At 72.2% G+C, this 17,214-nt stretch carries 12 protein-coding genes; 6 read left to right on the plus strand and 6 right to left on the minus strand.

Features of this window, described 5'->3' with window-relative positions:
• Positions 1-27: 27 nt before the first annotated feature.
• The gene (locus ACF1CT_RS19525; RefSeq protein ID WP_391785118.1) at positions 28-1,323 is read left to right on the plus strand and encodes a carboxymuconolactone decarboxylase family protein; all 1,296 of its coding nucleotides are present in this window, start codon (positions 28-30) and stop codon (positions 1,321-1,323) included.
• 85 nt (positions 1,324-1,408) lie between these two features.
• On the opposite strand, the gene ACF1CT_RS19530 is transcribed toward ACF1CT_RS19525, so the two are convergent.
• The 5 genes from ACF1CT_RS19530 to ACF1CT_RS19550 are packed head-to-tail and all read right to left on the minus strand — an operon-like array spanning position 1,409 to position 5,497.
• Positions 1,409-2,086: an O-methyltransferase gene (locus ACF1CT_RS19530; protein WP_391785119.1), complete on the minus strand. Its 678-nt coding sequence runs from the start codon at positions 2,084-2,086 to the stop codon at positions 1,409-1,411.
• Positions 2,087-2,135: 49 nt separating this feature from the next.
• Positions 2,136-3,212 (minus strand): HAD-IIIC family phosphatase, encoded by a 1,077-nt coding sequence (locus ACF1CT_RS19535; protein ID WP_391785120.1) that lies wholly within the window; start codon positions 3,210-3,212, stop codon positions 2,136-2,138.
• A 53-nt stretch (positions 3,213-3,265) separates the two neighbouring features.
• A complete protein-coding gene (locus ACF1CT_RS19540) occupies positions 3,266-4,375 on the minus strand; it encodes an acyl-CoA dehydrogenase family protein (RefSeq protein WP_391785121.1) in 1,110 nt (369 codons plus the stop codon).
• Positions 4,368-4,646 (minus strand): acyl carrier protein, encoded by a 279-nt coding sequence (locus ACF1CT_RS19545; protein WP_391785122.1) that lies wholly within the window; start codon positions 4,644-4,646, stop codon positions 4,368-4,370. Before ACF1CT_RS19545 ends, ACF1CT_RS19540 begins: the two co-directional genes overlap by 8 nt.
• Entirely contained in the window at positions 4,643-5,497 is an 855-nt protein-coding gene (locus ACF1CT_RS19550; protein WP_391785219.1) for a 3-hydroxyacyl-CoA dehydrogenase family protein, read from the minus strand. Before ACF1CT_RS19550 ends, ACF1CT_RS19545 begins: the two co-directional genes overlap by 4 nt.
• 466 nt (positions 5,498-5,963) lie before the next feature.
• Between ACF1CT_RS19550 and ACF1CT_RS19555 the strand changes: the two genes are divergently transcribed.
• Together ACF1CT_RS19555 and ACF1CT_RS19560 are read left to right on the plus strand one after the other, a co-directional pair.
• The gene (locus tag ACF1CT_RS19555) at positions 5,964-7,013 is read left to right on the plus strand and encodes an endonuclease/exonuclease/phosphatase family protein (RefSeq protein WP_391785123.1); all 1,050 of its coding nucleotides are present in this window, start codon (positions 5,964-5,966) and stop codon (positions 7,011-7,013) included.
• Between the two features lie 327 nt (positions 7,014-7,340).
• Complete coding sequence (locus ACF1CT_RS19560; protein WP_391785124.1) at positions 7,341-8,288, plus strand: NAD(P)-dependent oxidoreductase; 948 nt, start codon at positions 7,341-7,343, stop codon at positions 8,286-8,288.
• Positions 8,289-8,346: 58 nt separating this feature from the next.
• On the opposite strand, the gene ACF1CT_RS19565 is transcribed toward ACF1CT_RS19560, so the two are convergent.
• Complete coding sequence (locus ACF1CT_RS19565; RefSeq protein ID WP_391785125.1) at positions 8,347-9,210, minus strand: serine hydrolase domain-containing protein; 864 nt, start codon at positions 9,208-9,210, stop codon at positions 8,347-8,349.
• 282 nt (positions 9,211-9,492) lie between these two features.
• Between ACF1CT_RS19565 and ACF1CT_RS19570 the strand changes: the two genes are divergently transcribed.
• From ACF1CT_RS19570 to ACF1CT_RS19580, 3 genes are all read left to right on the plus strand, one after another.
• Entirely contained in the window at positions 9,493-10,410 is a 918-nt protein-coding gene (locus ACF1CT_RS19570) for a GNAT family N-acetyltransferase (RefSeq protein WP_391785126.1), read from the plus strand.
• Between the two features lie 242 nt (positions 10,411-10,652).
• On the plus strand, positions 10,653-16,691 hold the full coding sequence (locus tag ACF1CT_RS19575; RefSeq protein ID WP_391785127.1) for an SDR family NAD(P)-dependent oxidoreductase: 6,039 nt from the start codon (positions 10,653-10,655) through the stop codon (positions 16,689-16,691).
• On the plus strand, positions 16,684-17,115 hold the full coding sequence (locus tag ACF1CT_RS19580; RefSeq protein ID WP_391785128.1) for a PaaI family thioesterase: 432 nt from the start codon (positions 16,684-16,686) through the stop codon (positions 17,113-17,115). Before ACF1CT_RS19575 ends, ACF1CT_RS19580 begins: the two co-directional genes overlap by 8 nt.
• The last annotated feature ends 99 nt before the right edge of the window (positions 17,116-17,214 follow it).

The raw sequence follows: 17,214 nt of genomic DNA on the forward strand, positions 1-17,214 counted from the left end.
CACACGAGCGAGCTCAAGGGGGAGGGAATGCGGCCCAGAATCGATCCGCAGGACGTGGAGGAATTCGCCGTCACACCGGCCGGCCGGGCCTACGCCCGGACGGCGAAGGAGTCGCTGAACGGGCTCCTCGCGGACAGGCCCCCGCCGAACGTCATGCGGACCATCGCCAACCACCCGGCACTGCTGCCCGCGATGCAGCCACTGATGGCGCACGTGGCCGGCGAAGTCCTCCCGGCGCGCGAACGCGAACTCGTCATCCTGCGCACGGCCTGGCGCTCCCAGGCCGCGTACATCTGGGCACACCACCACGCCGCGGCGCTCTTCGTCGGGCTCGACGAGACGGAGATCGCCCGGGTCGCCTCGGAGGACGCCTCCGAGTGGACGCCCTTCGAGGCAGCCCTCCTCACCGCCGTCGACGAGCTCCACACGAGGTCCGTGATCTCGGACAGCACCTGGAAGCAACTCGCCGAACGCTACGGCGAGGAACAGTTCCTCGAACTGCTGGCCCTCAGCGGGACGTACAAGACGCTGGCCTTCATCCTGAATTCCTCCGTCGCCCCGATCGACCCCTGGCTGGAACGCCCCGCGGTGCTGCCGGTGGACCCGGGTCAGGCGCGGTCGGGCAGGCACGCGCGCCCACCGGGGGCACGCCCGCCGGCGCCGCGCGCCGAGGCGCCGAACCGGCGCATCGTGCTGCAGAACGGCGCGGGCCTCTCCCTGCTCACGCCGACAACGGCCCACCCCGAACCGCCCCTGCACGAGATCCTCGTCCACTACCCGGACCTGCTGTCCACGGCCGCGAGCGCCCATGACGCCGGCTCCCGGCTGCTGCTGATCCGCAGGAATCCCGCGGACGTCATGCCGGACACGGACGGCTACTCCTTCAGCGCCACCCATCTGTTCGCCGATTCCAAGGGCGTGCCGACCGTCGTCGAAGTGGTGGAGCCGCACGACACATGGAATCCGAGCGACGCTCTCGGTAAAACACTCGACTATGCGGGCAACGGTGCGCGGCACTGGCCGCTCCACATACTTCAGCGGTCGTTCGAGTACACGGCACAGCTGTACAACAGCACGGGAGAACATTTGCTCATGGAAATGGGATTCTCGACCGATGAGAGCTCGTTCCTGCGCGCACTCGAAGCGAATCTCTCCATCGGCAGACTCCGCATGGTCATCGTGGCCAGCAAATTTCCGCCGGAATTCAGCCGGGTCATCGAGTTCCTCGGTCGGCAGCTCTACCCCGCCGAGGTGCACGGCGTCGAACTGCGCCGCTATTCCGACGGTGCCCACGCCGCGTACGTGCCGAGGGTCGTCGGCTGATCGCGGCCCCCGTGGCAGGCGGAGGGGGCCCGGCGGTCCCGAGGGGCCGGGCCTCTCCTCCGGCCCGGTGGTCCCGAGGGGCCGGTCACCCCTCCGTCCGCCGTTTCCTGCGGATCAGCGTCATGCCGTCCGCCATGGGAACCAGGGACATCTCCACCCGTGGGTCGTCGCGCACCAGGGTGTTGAACGCGCGGATCGCGACGGTGTCGGGGTCCTGGGCGTCGGGGTCCACGACCCTGCCGAAGAACAGGGTGTTGTCGACGACGATCAGGCCGTGGTCACCGACGAGGGTCAACGCCGACTCGTAGTAGTCCGGGTAGTGCTGCTTGTCGGCGTCGATGAACACGAAGTCGAACGTGCCCGGGCCCTCCACCGCGACGAGGGCCCCGAGGGTGGCCTGCGCGTCGCCGACGCGCAGGTCGATCCGCCCGTCGACGCCCGCCCTGGTCCAGTACTCGGCGCCGATCCGCGGCCAGCGGTCGGTGATGTCACAGGTGACCACCCGTCCGCCGGGCGCGAGCGCGCGGGCCAGGCACAGGGTGCTGTACCCGGTGTACGTACCGATCTCAAGGATTCTGCGGGCCGGGGTGAGACCGGCCAGCAGGGTCAGCAACTGCCCCTCCTCGGGCATGACCTGCAACGCGCTGCCCGCGGGAAGTTCCGACGTCGTCCCGCGCAGTTCCCTCAGGACATCGTCCTCGCGCAGGGAGGACTCCCGGATGTACTCCGAGAGCCCGGCCGGGAGACCTAGCTGGTTCGCCATGCGTCGTCCATCTTCTGTGATCGGTCCGGTCGGTGGGGCGTGCCCGTACTCAGGCGCTCCGAAGGCTGACGGCGTGCAGCGTCATCGTGGGCGGCGGGGCGCAGGGGGCCGGAATCAGGTGCAGCCGCCGGATGTCCTCCTGGGCGGGCGAGGGCAGCCCGGCCCGGCAGTCGCAGGGCTCGTCGGTGAAGCCGGCGAGGCGGTAGGCGATCTCCATCATCCGATTGCGCTCGGTGTGCCGGAAGTCGGCGACGAGGTGGACGCCCGCGTGGGCGGCCCGGTCGCCGAGCCAGCCGAGGAGCACCGAACCCACGCCGCACGACACCACCCGGCACGACGTGGCCAGCAGTTTCAGGTTCCAGACGTCCGCGTGCTTCTCCACGAGCTGGAGGCCGACGGCCCCGTGCGGCCCGAACCGGTCCCTGAGCGTGGTCACCAGGACCTCGTGGCCCGGATCGGCGAGCAGCGCGCGCAGGGCGGAGATGGAGTAGTGCACTCCCGTGGCGTTCATCTGACTGGTGCGCAGCGTCAGCTCCTCCACGCGGGACAGCTCGTCCTCGGTGGCACGCCCGATCCGCATGTCCAGGTCCAGGGAACGCAGGAAGTCGTCGCTGGGCCCCTGGAACTCCGCCTCGGCCGTCTTCCGCAGGAATCCGGCCTGGTACATCCTCCGACGGCGGCGCGAGTCCACCGTCACCGTCACCGGGCTGAACTCCGGCAGAGCGGCGAACTCGGGCAACCGCTCGGCGTCGTAGCAGCGGACCCGAGGCAGGTGGAACCGGACCTCCGCCCGCTCCGTCGGCTGGTCGTCGACGAAGGCGATGGTGTCGAGCGCGAAGCCGAGCTCGTCGGCGATCGCCCGCACCGAGTCCGACTTGGGGCCCCAGCCGATGCGCGGCAGGACGAAGTACTCGGCGACGCCCAGCTCCTCCAGTCGCTTCCACGCCTGGTCGTGGTCGTTCTTGCTGGCGACCGACTGGAGGATGCCACGGCTGTCCAGTTCGGTGATCAGCTCCCTGACGAAGGCGGGGAGCTCCACGTCACCGTCCTCCAGCAGGGTGCCCTGCCAGAGCGTGTTGTCGAGGTCCCACACCAGGCACTTCACGATCGAGGGCTGTTCGGCCACCGTTTCTCCTTGACTCGTCCCGCCGTCGCGTCCCGGCACAGGGTCCCGCCGTCTCAACTCGCCGGTGCGGACACGGCGTGGTCGGACAGGATCAGCTGGCAGATCTCCGTACTGCCCTCGATGAGCTCCATGAGTTTCGCGTCGCGGTACGCGCGCTCGACCACGTGGCCCTCGTGCGCGGCCGCCGAACCCAGGACCTGCACGGCCGCCGCCGCGCCCTGCGCGGCCCGGACGGCGCTCACCTGCTTGGCGAGGACGGAGGCGACGACCATGTCGGGAGAGCCGTCGTCCCAGCACCGGCTGGCGTGTTCACACATCCGGGTGGCGATCTGCTCGTCGGTCAGCAGGTTCGCCAGGTGGCGGCCGACGAGCTGGTGCCGGGCGAGCGGTTTGCCGAACTGCTGCCGGACCCGGGCATGCCGACGGGCGGCGTCGAGACAGCTCCGGAGGATCCCGGCGCAGCCCCAGGCGACCGAGATCCGCCCGTAGGCCAGCGCGGTCGTCACCAGAAGCATCAACGGCTGCCCGCCGCCGAGCACAGCGTCGGCCGGCAGCCGTACGCCGTCGAGGCGCACGTCCGCGTGGCCCGCCGCCCGGCAGCCGGACGGCCGCGGAACCCTGGTCACGGTGACGCCGGGAGCCGACGTCGGCACCACCACGGCGGCCGCACCGGATCCGTGGCGCCCGATGACGACGATGGTGTCGGCGTAGTGGGCCGCGGTCGTCCAGACCTTGTGGCCCCGGACGACGACACTGTCACCGTCGGGTTCGACGGTGGTGGTCATCGCCGACAGATCGCTGCCCGCCTCCGGCTCGCTGAACGCGATCGCGGCGAGTTGTCCCCCTGCCAGTTCCGGCAGGTACCGCGCGTGCTGCCGCGGATCGCCCAGGCGTTGGACCGCCCACGCGGCCATGCCCTGCGAGGTCATCACGCTCCGCAGCGAGCTGCACCGGCTTCCGACGTACGCGGTGAACTCGCCGTTCACCGCGCTGCTCGCCCCGAGTCCGCCGGAGGTCTCCGGCACCTGCGCGCACAACAGGCCACGGGCCCCGAGTGCGCGCAGGACGTCGTCGGGGATCAGACCGGCCCGGTCCCACTCGGCGGCCCGGTCACCGACCAGGTCGTCGACGGTCTCCCGGGCGTCCGCGAGCGGTTCAGGCATCGGCGGCCTGCCCGGCGCCGTTCAGCCGCAGTACGAGGTCGGTCATGGCCCGGACGGAGCGGAAGCTGTCCCGTTTGAGGTCGTCGCCCAGGATCTGCACGGAGAACGCCTGCTCCAGGTGGACGACGAGCTCCATCGCGAACAGCGAGGACACCAGCCCGGATTCGAAGAGGTCCCGATCGGCGGGAACGTCCGCCCCGACCCGCTTCGACACGAACGCCGTGATCGTCCGCTCGATCCCCTCAGCGCTGGATACCAGGTACTGGCTCACGAAAGCACCTCTCCGTAATCGTAGAATCCGCGCCCCGTCTTGCGCCCCAGATCACCGCGGCGCACCTTTTCCATGAGGAGTTCACAGGGCTCGAAGGTGGAATTCCCGGTCCGCTCGGCGAGCAGCCGAAGAGCGTCGGCGAGATTGTCGAGTCCGATCAGATCGGCGGTACGCAGCGGGCCGGTCGGATGGCCGAGGCAGCCGCGCATCAGCAGGTCCACGGACTCGACGCTCGCGGTGCCCTCGGAAACGATTCTCGCCGCCTCGTTGATCATGGGATGGAGCAGCCTGCTGGTGACGAATCCCGGCGCGTCACGAACGACGACGGTCTTCTTCCCCAGCCGCTCCAGAAGGGACAGGACGGCGGTCATGGTGGCGTCGCCGGTCCGCGGGCCGCGGACCACCTCGACCATCTCGATGAGGTAGGCCGGATTCATGAAGTGCACCCCGGCCAGCTCCGCGGGCCGTTGCACCGACTTCGCCAGTTCGGCGACGGGGATACCGGACGTATTGGTGATCAGCGGGACGCCGGGCGGGACCAGGGCCGAGATCTCCGCCATCACCCGCGCCTTGGCCGAGGCGTCCTCGGTGATCGCCTCGATCACCGAGGCGGCACCCGCCGCGTCCTCGGCCGACAGCGTGGTCGTCAGCGCTCCGGGGGTCCGGCCGGACGGGAGGACCCCCATGAACTGCCCGTGCCGCAGGTGCTGCGCGATGTCCGTCCGGGCGTCCCTCAACGCAGCGTCCGAGACGTCGACCAGTACGACGTCCACGCCGCGGCCCAGCGCCAGTGCGGTGATGCTGCGGCCCATGACCCCTGCACCGAGCACAGCAATCGAATCCGATTGCATATTCACCAACCCCTGCCACCCATAATGAATGTGACTGTTCATGCCCTGCACGAGTACGGTGCCGGCGACCGCGACCATCGGCCCCGTATCACCCGGCAGGAAGAATTCTTCACAAATCCGCGACGGGAGAATTGATAGCCGCCGGCCGAATGGGACGACTTCTCCGAAGAGATTATGAGGGTCCGTCTTCACGGCCAACCCCTAGCTGCCCCAGCAGGCGATTGAGGTGCCCATGCAGTTGCCCGGGACCACCGCGTCCGGTACCCGGTACCCGGCCCTCGCTCGGCTGCGGACGGGGTGTGCCGGCCGTCGGGTCCTCGCCGCCCTCGTGCCCCGGCCCTCGGGCGGGTGCGGGCGGGGTGTGCCGGCTTCCGGGGCGGCGAGGTTCTCGTGCGGGGCCGCGATCCCCGCCGTCCGGTTCGCCTGGGAGGATCGGCCCACGGCGTCGCCGAACGGGAGGGGAGCCATGACGGAGCATGCGGGGGCGGACGGTGGGGCGGCACCGCCGGCAGTGCCGGCAGGAACGTCCCTGCGGGCTCGGTGCCGGACCGCCGCCTCGAACACGCTCAAGGGCGCCCGGGACCGGTCGGCCTGGACGCGGGGGCGCGTTCTCGCCGTGCTCGCGTTGCTGACGGCCGGGCTGCTGGCGTTTCACCGCTCCGTGCCCAACTCCGTCGTCCGTCTGGGCAGTCTGCTGGAATCCTTCCTGCCGTGGCTCGGCCCGGTGATCGTGCTGCTGTTCGGCCTGGCGCTGTTGCGACGGTCCGCCCTCGCACTCGTGGCCCTGCTCCTGCCGGTCACGGCCTGGACGTACCTCTTCGGCGGGCTGCTCCTGCCCGGGACGGCCTCCGGCACACCCGACCTGGTCGTGGTGCAGCACAACGTCAGCGACGAGAACGCCGACCCGGCGGGCACGGCCCGCACCCTGGCCGACGCCGCGCCCGATCTCATCGCGCTGGAGGAGTTGGTGTCCCCGGCATCGGCGGTCTACGAGCGGGTTCTCGCCCCGGAGTATCCGTACCACGCGGTCCGGGGCACCGTCGGGCTCTGGTCCAGGCATCCGCTGACCGGCACCCGGTTCTTGGACATCAAACCCCGGGACATCGAGGAGCCCTGGAGCCGTGCGCTGCGGACCACGGTCCACACGCCGTCCCGCGAGGTCGCCGTGTACGTGGCGCATCTGCCCTCGGTCCGCGTCGGGACGAGCGGCCTCGCCTCCGCCCGGCGTGACGAGAGCGCCGAGCGGCTGGGCAGGGCCGTCGCCGCCGAGACGCTGGGAACGGTGATCCTGCTGGGCGACCTCAACAGCACGGTCGAGGACCGCGGACTTGCCCCGCTGACCTCGCGCATGAACGTGGCGGAACGCGGCCTCGCCTTCAGTTTCCCCGCCGCTCTCCCACTGGCCCGGATCGACCAGATCATGGCCCGCTCGGCAACCGTCGGCCGGATGCGCACCCTGCCCCCGACCGGCAGCGACCACCTGCCGGTGACGGCCGGGATCACACTGGACCGGTAGGCGCTTCGCCCCGGCGCGGCCCCGGTCTCCCGCCGTCGCCCGGCTTCGCACCGCGTCCGGAGCAGGGACGGCGTCACCCTTCCGGGGCGCCTTCAGTCGTGCCTGATGCCGGACGCGTCCGCGGGGAAGCAGACTCGCGACTGCCCGCGCACGCGGGCGCGGTCCGCGGGGCATCCGTCCGTTCCGCCCGTGTCGGGGAGCCGGTCCTCGCGCCGCCGGGCGCGAAGGCCGTCGCCGGTCGGCATCCCGTCGGTCGTCCGCCGTGCCTCCGGCCGGTGAGCGACGGCGCCGCACGGGCCGAGCCGTCTTCCAGGAACGAGGTACGACATGGCGTACACAGCCCAGGACCGCCCGCGCATCGGCTGGATCGGCACCGGCCGCATGGGGTTCAATCTCGCCGCCCGGCTGCTGGACGCGGGGCACGACGTAGCCGTCTGCAACAGGACCCGCGCCAAGGCCGAACCACTGGCCGGACGAGGGGCCGTGGTCGTCGACCGGCCGGTCGACCTGGCCGACCGGGACGTCGTGTTCACCACGGTCTCCGCCTCCTCCGACCTGCACGCCGTCGTCTCCGGACCCGGTGGGGTGCTTGCCTCCGCGACCGCCGCGCCGGGGGTGCTGATCGACAGCTCCACGGTCTCCGTCGAGATGTCCGCGCTGATCCGGAAGGAGGCCGCGGAACGCGGGACCGACTTCCTCGCCGCCCCGGTGAGCGGGAACCCGAAGGTGATCACCGCGGGGAAACTGACTGTCGCGGTCTCCGGATCCCGCGAGGTGTTCGCCCGGGTGGAACCCTTGCTGGCGGCGCTGGGCCGCGGAGTGACCTACGTCGGCGAGGACGAGACCGCGCGGCTCGTCAAGATCGCGCACAACGTCTTCCTCGGTGTCATCACCCAGTCGCTCGCCGAGATCACGGTACTCGCCGAGAAGGGAGGCATCGATCGCGCCGCCTTCCTGGACTTCCTCAACAACTCCGTGATGGGCTCCCCCTACACCCGCTACAAGTCCCCCGCGCTGATCAACCTGGACTTCACTCCGACGTTCACCATGCCGCTGCTGCGCAAGGACTTCGACCTGGGGCTGACCGCGGCCCACGGGCTGGGAGTTCCGATGCCGCTCGCCGCGGCCACCGCCCAGATCGTCGCCGGTGCCATCGGCGCGGGGCACGTCGAGGACGACTTCGCCGCGCTGATCCTGGAGCAGGCCAGGAACTCCGGACTCGTGCTGCGCGCCGAGGACGTCCCCGTGGACGACGGGCTGTCGCCGCGCCCCTGACCGATCGCGGCCCGGCCGGGCAGGTTCCGGGGCCGGGCGACCGGCGTGCCCTTCCGCGTCAACTCCCTGCGTCCTCCCGCGTGGGCCCGGGCGCGCCTGCCGGTTTCTGCGCCGTCAGGAGTCGCAGGGCCTGCTCGTCGGTGTCGTCGGACGCCCCGTTGAGACGGTGAACCACCACCCATCGCCCGTCGGGCATCGCTCCGGCGAACACCGAGGCCCTGCGGGTGGCGCCGTTGTGCCACAGGAGCGGACCGGCCTTCTGCCACGAGAGGGCTGGAGCGCCGAGCCGTCGTTCCAGAAGAAGGGCCGGGACCAGCCGCGCGAGGGCGCGGGGCGTGGCCCACATCCCGCCCGCGGGAAGGATCGCCCCGTTCATGGTCCAGGGCGCGCGGCTCCGGCCGAACCGGCCCGGCGCGTCCAGGCGGCTCTCCGCGGCGGGGGACGCGGTGACTTCGTCGATGTCCAGAGGAACGAGGACGTGTGCGGACAACAGCTCTTCGTACGGCTTCCCCGCCGCGGCGACCAGGGCTGCTCCCAGCACCGCGTAACCGAGGTTCGAGTACTCCTCCTGTTGCCCGGCGGGACGCGACGCGATGCTTCCCAGGTGCGGAAGGAGCTCCCGCAGGGCGGCCGGTGTGAAGCGGGCGTACGGGTCACGGCGGGAGAGCCCGGGTGGCAGGCGGGGAAGACCCGAGGTGTGCTCGGCCAGTTGCCGCAGGGTGATGCCGGTGTCGGGAACGGGGAGCCAGCGTCCGAGCGGATCGTCGACGTTGAGCGTTCCCTCGGCGCACATCCGCATGAGCACCGTGCCGGTGAGGACTTTGGTGAGCGAACCGATCTCGACGAAGCGGTCGATCGCGTGTCCCTCGGTCGTCGACGGGGAGGCCGTCGCGGTAAGGACGCAGGTGGGTGTGCGAGGCATGCGGGTCCTCTCTTCACGCGTGGGGAGAGGGGCGATGCCGCACGGCGCCCGATCCGCCTCCCCGCAGGTGAAGCCCGACTCCCGGGAGACGCCCGTCACTCTACAGCGGGGCCCAACTCGTCGGCCCGCGCGGGACGATGGCCGATGCCACCGGGCGCCCGCCCACCACTGTCGCGCCGTCCGGTGCGGCCATCCAGTACGCGGACACCCCTCCGCCTCGCGACGCGCCCGACGCCGCACACTGGTCCACCGCGGGTTACGGACAGCCCTTAGTGTGATCGAATGACAGAACTCAACATCCTTGACAACAGAGCGGAATGGCAGAGGGACTTCGAGCGGCGGCTCCGTTCCGCGTACCTGGCCGCAGGGCTCGGCTCCGCAGCGGTGGAGCACCTGATCGACGGGACACGCGCTTCCGTCGGCGGCTGGACCGTCGCGGAGATCACGGGCGAAGGGAGCAGGGTGGGCCATGTCGCCGTGGTCGTGAGCGACGACAACGGCACTCCGGCAGGCAGTGTCCGCGACCTCCATGTCGACGCGGCCCACGTCGGCCGGGGGCATGAACGGGCCGCCCGCGACTGGGCGGAGGCGTGGTGCGCGCAGCGTGGCGCGCGCCGTCTGGACGTACGGCTCACCGGTCCCGCCGACGACGGCCCGTTCAACGACTGCCCCGTCCAGGGCCAGACCAGGACCCGGGCCGTGGTGTCCCCGCCGAAGACGCTCCACGGCCTCACCGCACGGCCGATGACGCAGGCGGAGTATCCCGCGTGGCTCGCCTCCGAGAAGCTCGCCTACATCGGCGACATCGTCCGGGCCGGGTCGCTGAGCCCCGAGGAGGCGCGGCGCAAGTCCGACCGCGATTTCGCGCAGCTCCTCCCCGAGGGGCTGACGACTCCGGACACGACGCTCCTGGTGCTCGAAGCGGCGGGCGAGCAGGTGGGCACCGGCTGGTTGAAGCACGGTCACCTCCCGGGTGTCACCTACGGCTACTCGCTGCACGTCGAGGAGCGGCACCGGGGCAAGGGGTACGGACGGGCCGCCATGGCGGTCGGCGAACGGGCCACGCTCGACGGCGGCGACTCCGCGCTGATGTTCACCGTGTGGGGCGGAAACGAGGTGGCGATGAACCTCTACACGAGCGCCGGCTACGAAGTCATGGAGGAATTCCGCACCGTCGGGCTTCCCCGCTCCTCGGCCTGACGCCGCCCGACGCGCGGCCGGAGCCCCGACATACCGCGGGGCGCCCGTCTCCCCGCCGGCCCTGCGGTGCCGCGGTGGTGCGGGTGCCCGACCTTCGGCGACCGGCCGCGGGTTCATGACCTGGGAGGCCTGCGCGAGGGCGCGGTGGTGGCCTCTCCCGGGGGTCGACAAGCGCTGCGAAGCCGATCAGTATGGGGGGCCGTTGGGACGGCAAGGTCCATCGGGGAGGGCTGTTGCACGGCGTGGGGTCTCATCTGGTCGCGATCGTCGGCATGGCGGGCCGGTTTCCGCAGGCGCCGGATCCGGACGCTCTGTGGGAACTGCTGATCAACGGCGGTGACGCCATCGGACCCGTGCCGCCGGAACGGTGGGATCCCGCGGACGTGGTCGATCCGACGCGTGACATCCAGGCCGTCGGGGGGTTCATCGAGGGCGTCGACCGGTTCGACGCCGCGTTCTTCGGGATCTCGCCCCGCGAGGCCGAAGTCCTCGACCCGCAGCAGCGGTTGATGCTGGAGACGGTCTGGAGGGCCCTGGAGGACGCCGGCGAAGTGGCCGGGGCCCTGCGCGGATCGCGCACCGGGGTGTACGTCGGCGGGCTCTGGCACGACTACGAGCTGTTGCGCAAGGAGGCGGGAGCGGGCGCGACGCAGCACAGCATCGTCGGCAACTCCCTCGACATCGTCTCGTCCCGTATCTCCTACGTCCTCGGCCTGACCGGGCCCAGTCTGACCATCGAGAGCAGTTGTTCCTCCTCCCTGGTCGCCCTGCACCAGGCGTGTCAGGCGCTGCGGCACGGCGAGGTCGACGCGGCGCTGGTGGGCGGTTCGAACCTGATGCTGACGCCCGAGGTGACCGTGGGGCTCACGCACTTCGGCGGTCTGTCGCCGACCGGCCGCTGCCATGCCTTCGGTGCCGGGGCCGACGGGTTCGTGCGGGGCGAGGGCGTCGCCGTCGTGTACCTCAAACCCTTGCGGAAGGCACTGCGCGACGGTGACCGGGTCCGTGCGGTGGTCGTGGCCAGCGCGGTGAACAACGACGGCGGCGGGGACAGCCTCGTCACTCCGAACCCGTCCGCGCAGCGGGATCTGCTGCGGCGGGTGTACGGATCGGGCTCCGTACCGCTGGAGAGACTCGCGTACGTCGAGGCGCACGGCACCGGAACCGCGCGCGGGGACACCGCGGAGGCGGAGGCGCTCGGCGCGGTGCTGGGCCGGGCCGTGGACGGGCGCAGGCTGCACATCGGCTCCGTGAAGACCAACATCGGCCACCTCGAACCGGCCGCCGGGCTGGCCGGGCTCGTCAAGTCGGTGCTGGCCCTGGAGCACGGTGTCGTCCCGCCGAGTCTGCACGCCGAGGAGCTCAACCCGGCGATCGACTTCGACGGGCTGAACCTGGCCGTCGCCCGGGAGCCGCTGCCCCTGGCCCCCGGGAGCCACATCGGTGTCAACTCGTTCGGCTGGGGCGGCACGAACGCGCATGTCGTCCTCAGCGGGCCGCCCGAAGCGACCGCACCCGCTCCCTCCCCCGGCCCGTCCGGGTCCGAGTCCGAGTCCGAGTCCGAGTCCGACGAACCGTATCTGCTGCCGCTGAGCGCTCATTCGGCCGAGGCTCTGGAACAGCGTGAGGCGGATGTACGGAAGCTGCTGGCCGACGGAGGCCGCGGCCGGGAGACGGCCCGGGCCCTGGCCTGGTACCGGGACCACTTCCCCCAGCGGCGGGCACTGCTCGGTCCCGAGCTGACCGAATCGGTGTCGGGGCGGGCCCGGGAGGCCGGGAGGATCGCCCTGGTCTTCCCCGGGCAGGGCGCCCAGTGGACGGGCATGGGCGCGGGCCTGTACGGGCACGACGCGGCGTTCACCGACACCATGGACCGGTGCGCGCGGGCCCTGTCGCGGCACGTTCCGTGGGATGTGCGCGATCTCGTCACGGGGCGGGTGGTCCCGTCCGGGGTGGAGCGGGTGCAGCCCGCCTCGTGGGCCATGTCGGTGTCCCTCGCGGCTGCGTGGGCGCAGGCGGGCGTCGTCGCGGACGTCGTGGTGGGGCACAGCCAGGGCGAGATCGCGGCCGCGGCGGTGGCCGGCGCGCTCTCCCTGGAGGACGCCGCCCTGGTGGTGAGCAGGCGCAGCTCGATTCTCCGCCGGATCACCGGAAGCGGTCGGATGCTGGCCGTCGACCTCGGTCCGCGGGACGCGGCGAAGGCCCTGGAGGGCTTCGAGGGACTGGTCGAGCTTGCCGTGCACAACGGGCCGCGGTCCTGTGTGCTGTCCGGCGACGAGGACTCGGTGCTGCTGCTCCAGGAGATCCTCGCGGCCGACGACGTGTTCTGCCGCCTGGTCGATGTCGACTATGGGTCGCACAGCCCGCAGATCGACCCCATCGTGCCGGAGATCCGCGAGGCGCTGGCGTCCGTGACCGCTCGCCGTGGGCACATCCCGCTGTTGTCCACCGTGGACCTGCGACGGCTGGACGGCACGGAGATGGATGCCGGGTACTGGGCGGCCAATCTGCGTCATCGGGTGCGCTTCGCCGAGGCGGTGGGGCTGTTGCTCGACGACGGTGTGACCCACGTCGTCGAGGTCAGCCCGCACCCCGGTCTGGGCACCGCGCTCCGCCAGATCGGCGAGGACCGCGGTGAACCGCCGGTCGTACTGGGCACGTTGCGGCGCGGCGCGGGATCGCACGGCGACCTGCTGAGGGCGTTCGGCGAGGCGTACGTCTGCGGTCTCAACGCCTGGGGGCCGCGTCCGGCACGGCGTCCCTCGGTGGTGGTGCCGCCGTACCCGTTCCGGCGCGAGCGGCACTGGGTGGCGCCCCGGCGCGGCGCGGCGCCCGCGGGCGGGCGGCCGACGGTGGTCCTGGCGCCGTCGACGGCGACGGGGGTGTGGGAGGGCACCGTCGGAATGTCCGTGCGGGCCCATCCCTGGCTCGCCGATCACCGCGTGCACGACGCCGTCGTCTTTCCCGCGGGCGGCCATCTCGCCCTGGTGCAGCACGCGTTGTCCGGGCGCGGCGAGGGAGCGCCGACGCTGCGCGACATCGGTCTGCCGACGGCGCTGACGCTGGGCGACGACCCCCGCGAGCTCGCCGTGACCTGGCGTCCGGGGGCGGGCCCGGCGGGTGTGGTGTCCCTTCTCTCGGGCGGCGGGGCCGGAGGGGGCGGCGAGGGCGACGGGACCGGAGGGGGCGGCGGGGGCGGATGGACGCGGCACTTCCGTGCGGTGGTGTCCTGGGACGCTCCCGCGGCCCATGTCCCCTTCCCGGACCACCTGCTTGCCGGGAAGGAGCTGGACGCCGACGACTTCTACCGGGGCTGCGCCCGGCGGAATCTGCCCTACGGCCCCGCGTTCCGGTCGGTGACCGGTGGGCACGTCGCCGAGGACGAGGCCCTGGTCCGGGTGGAGCTGCCGCCCGGGAGCCGTTCCGGGGAGATGCGGGGGGCGCTGCACCCGGTGCTGTGGGACGGCGTTCTGCAGGCCGCTCTCGCCGTGGGCGAGGGCCCGTCGGTACCGGTCGCGGTGGGTGGCGCGTCGATGACCGCGACCGGTTCGCCCCGACTGTGGGTGCATGCGCGGCGCGCTGCGGGCGGTGCCGGTTTCGACCTCACGGTGTTCGACGCGGAGCGCGAGCCCGTCGGCCGGCTGGAAGGGGTGGTGCTGGCCGGCCTGCCGGGTGCCGGGGAGCGGGACGAGGTCGGCCGGAACGTGTTCCGTACGGTCTTCGAGCCCCGTGAGCGGCAGCCTCTGCCCCCGGAGGAGCGCGGCCCGGTCGTCGTCTGCGGACGGGAGGGGGCGCGCGCGGACGTGCTGCCGGAGGCGCTCGGTCCTGAGGACCTCGCCAGGGCGCGCACGGTGGTCTTCGTCGCACCCGAACAGGGGTGGGCGGGGCTGGTGGAGCTGACGGAACTGATACGCCGCTGCCTCGACGAGAACCCCGCGGTCCAGTTGTCGGTGGTGGTCCGCGGCGGTACGGATTCGGCCGGTCTGTACGAGGGTTTCGTGGCCGTGGTGCAGGCGGAGTACCCGCAGTTGCGCGCACGGCTCATCGAGACCGACACGTTCTCGGCGGAGCTGGTGGAGGAGTTGTCGGCGGGCGAGGACCGCGTGGTCCTGCGCGAGGGCGAACGGCTCGTCGGGCTGCGGGTCCGGGGCGGCTCGTCCCGCACGCCCGCGCCGTGGCGCACCGGTGGGGGCGCACAGCCGTTCCGGCTGGGGGTCGCGCGGCCGGGCAGCCCCGACTCCCTGTGCAGGTGGCCGCTGGACCGGTCGGCGCCGGGCGAGGGCAGGGTGGAGGTCGCCGTCGAAGCGGCGTCGCTCAACTTCATCGACGTGATGAAGACCATGGGTGTCTACCCCGACCGTTCGGCGGACCGTGAGGTGCTGGGGCTGGACTGCGCGGGCGAGGTGACCGCCGTCGGTCCCTCGGTGACCGGGGTCCGTGTCGGGGACCGGGTGGTCGCCTGCGGTTTCGGGGCGCTCGCCAGCCATGTCACCGTCGACGCGCGGCACGTGGTGCCGGTCCCGGTCGCGCTGAGTGCCGCCGAGGCGGCGGCCCTGCCGATGGTGCTGGTCACCGCCCACTACGCGCTCGTCGACGTGGCCCGGACCGAGCCCGGTGAGACCGTGCTCATCCATTCCGCCACCGGTGGCCTCGGTCTCGCCGCGCTCCAGGTCGCGCGGAGGGCGGGCGCGACCGTGATCGCCACGGCCGGAACCGAGGAGAAACGCCGCCACCTGCGGGACCTGGGGGTGACCCACGTCTTCGACTCGCGCCGTCTCGACTGGGCCGCGCAGGTGCGCGCCGCCACGGGCGGGCGGGGGGTGGACGTCGTCCTCAACTCCCTGTCGGGCGCCGCTCTCCCGCTCGGCATGGAGGTGCTCGCCGAGGACGGCCGGTTCGTGGAGGTCGGCAAGCGGGACATCCACGCCGGGACCTCCGTCGGGCTCGGGGCGTTCAGGAAGTCGATCTCCGTCACGGCCGTGGACATCGCGGGGCTGCTGCGCCGCCGCCCCGAGCGGTTCGCCTCGGTGCTCGGGACCGTGTGGCGGGGGGTGGAGGCGGGCGAACTCGGTCCTCTTCCGGTGCGCACCCGGGAGTTCACCGAGGCCGAGGACGCGGTGCGCACCATGGCGCGCGGTGAGCACATCGGCAAGATCGTGCTCACCGGTCCGGCCCGTTGCGGCACGGTCCGGCCGCAGCCGCTGCCCGACGGGCGGCTGCGCGCGGGAGGCACTTATCTGATCACCGGCGGGCTGGGTGCGCTGGGCCTGTCGCTGGCCGGGTTCCTCGCGTCGTCGGGTGCCGGGGCGATCGCTCTGCTCGGGCGGTCGGCGCCGGGCGACCCCGGCCGGATCGAAGCGCTGCGCGCCACCGGGGTCCGGGTGGGAGTGTGGTCGGCCGATGTCGCCGACGAGCGGCGGATGCGTGCCGTGCTGGACGAGATTCGCGCACAACTCCCGCCATTGCGCGGGGTGTTCCACGCGGCGGGGGTGCTCGACGACGCCACACTGCTCGGTCTCGACGCCGCCCGGATCGAGCGGGTCCTGCGCCCGAAGGTGAACGGCGCGCGGGTGCTGGACGAACTCACCGCCGACGACGGCCTCGACCTGTTCGTGTTGTTCTCGTCGGCGGCCGCCTATGTCGGCACGGCCGGCCAGGCCGCGTACGCCGCGGCCAACAGCGCGCTGGACGCCCTCGCGATGGAGCGCCGCCGCGCCGGGCTGCCCGGGCTGAGTGTGCAGTGGGGTCCGGTGGCGGGCGTCGGGCTCGCGGCGCGGTCGTCCGGACGCGGGGACCGGCTCGCCGACCGAGGCCTGGGAAGTGTCGGTGTCCAGGAGTGCTGGCGGGCGCTGCGCCGGTTCGTCGAGACGGACGAGGCGGTCGTCGCCCATGCCGCCCTCGATCCCGAGCGGTGGCGGGAGACCTATCCGGCAACCGCCGCGCAGACGAGTTGGCAGTCGCTCACGGGCGCGGACCGGGCGGCGGTCGACACGGGGCTGCGGAACGTGCCCCCGGAGCGGCGCAGGGAGCTGGTCGAGGACGTGGTGCGGCGCGACGCCGCGCTCGTCCTGCGCATCGACCGGGACGTGCTGGCCCGGGACGTCCCGCTCAAATCGCTGGGTCTGGACTCGCTGATGTCGCTGGAACTGCGCAACAGGCTGGAGGCGTCACTGGGGCTGCGGCTGAGCCCGACGCTTCTGTGGAAGTACGGCAGCCTGGCCCGGCTGGGCGCCGCGCTGTCCGAGCTGTTCGACACGGAGGAGACCTCCGCGCATGGGTGATCGTCCGGTCCTCACCGTCGAGGAGACCCGTCTGCTGCTGACGGAGTACCTGCCGGGCCTGGACGGGTTCGACGTCGTCGAGGTCGCGCCCGACGGTCTGGTCCTCACGGCAGGTGCGTCGAGTCTGCCGGTTCGGCCGGGGGGCACGGTCTCGGGGCCGGCCCTCTTCATGTTCGCCGACGTGGCCTCGTACATCGCCCTCAGCGCCTACCGGGGCCGGACGCCGTCGGCCATGCTGACGTCCAGCAGCATCAGCTTCCTGGAGGCGGCGGAGCCGGGCGAGTTGCGGGCCCGGGTGGAGGCCGTGCGCATCGGCCGCCGGACTGCCGTGTTCACGGCGCGTGTCGAGGACGGGCCGGGCCGGGCGGTCGCCCTGGCCACCCTTCATTTCTCCTTTCCCGGGGGCAGACGGCGCGATCCGTGACGCCCAGAACCTGTCGGATGGCCTTCGGCGGGAAGGCGGACACGACACGGCGCGTGCGATTCCGGGGCGCCGGGAGGGCCCGGTGGCGGAGCTGCCCGG

The sequence above is a fragment of the Streptomyces sp. NPDC014734 genome (assembly GCF_043083325.1).
Classification (GTDB): domain Bacteria; phylum Actinomycetota; class Actinomycetes; order Streptomycetales; family Streptomycetaceae; genus Streptomyces.

Coding starts and splice junctions, on each gene's coding strand:
- ACF1CT_RS19550 (WP_391785219.1), bottom strand. CDS start 5,497: ATGCAATCGGATTCGATTGCTGTGCTCGGTGCAGGGGTCATGGGCCGC.
- ACF1CT_RS19580 (WP_391785128.1), top strand. CDS start 16,684: ATGGGTGATCGTCCGGTCCTCACCGTCGAGGAGACCCGTCTGCTGCTG.
- ACF1CT_RS19540 (WP_391785121.1), bottom strand. CDS start 4,375: ATGCCTGAACCGCTCGCGGACGCCCGGGAGACCGTCGACGACCTGGTC.
- ACF1CT_RS19560 (WP_391785124.1), top strand. CDS start 7,341: ATGGCGTACACAGCCCAGGACCGCCCGCGCATCGGCTGGATCGGCACC.
- ACF1CT_RS19565 (WP_391785125.1), bottom strand. CDS start 9,210: ATGCCTCGCACACCCACCTGCGTCCTTACCGCGACGGCCTCCCCGTCG.
- ACF1CT_RS19555 (WP_391785123.1), top strand. CDS start 5,964: ATGACGGAGCATGCGGGGGCGGACGGTGGGGCGGCACCGCCGGCAGTG.
- ACF1CT_RS19525 (WP_391785118.1), top strand. CDS start 28: ATGCGGCCCAGAATCGATCCGCAGGACGTGGAGGAATTCGCCGTCACA.
- ACF1CT_RS19570 (WP_391785126.1), top strand. CDS start 9,493: ATGACAGAACTCAACATCCTTGACAACAGAGCGGAATGGCAGAGGGAC.
- ACF1CT_RS19530 (WP_391785119.1), bottom strand. CDS start 2,086: ATGGCGAACCAGCTAGGTCTCCCGGCCGGGCTCTCGGAGTACATCCGG.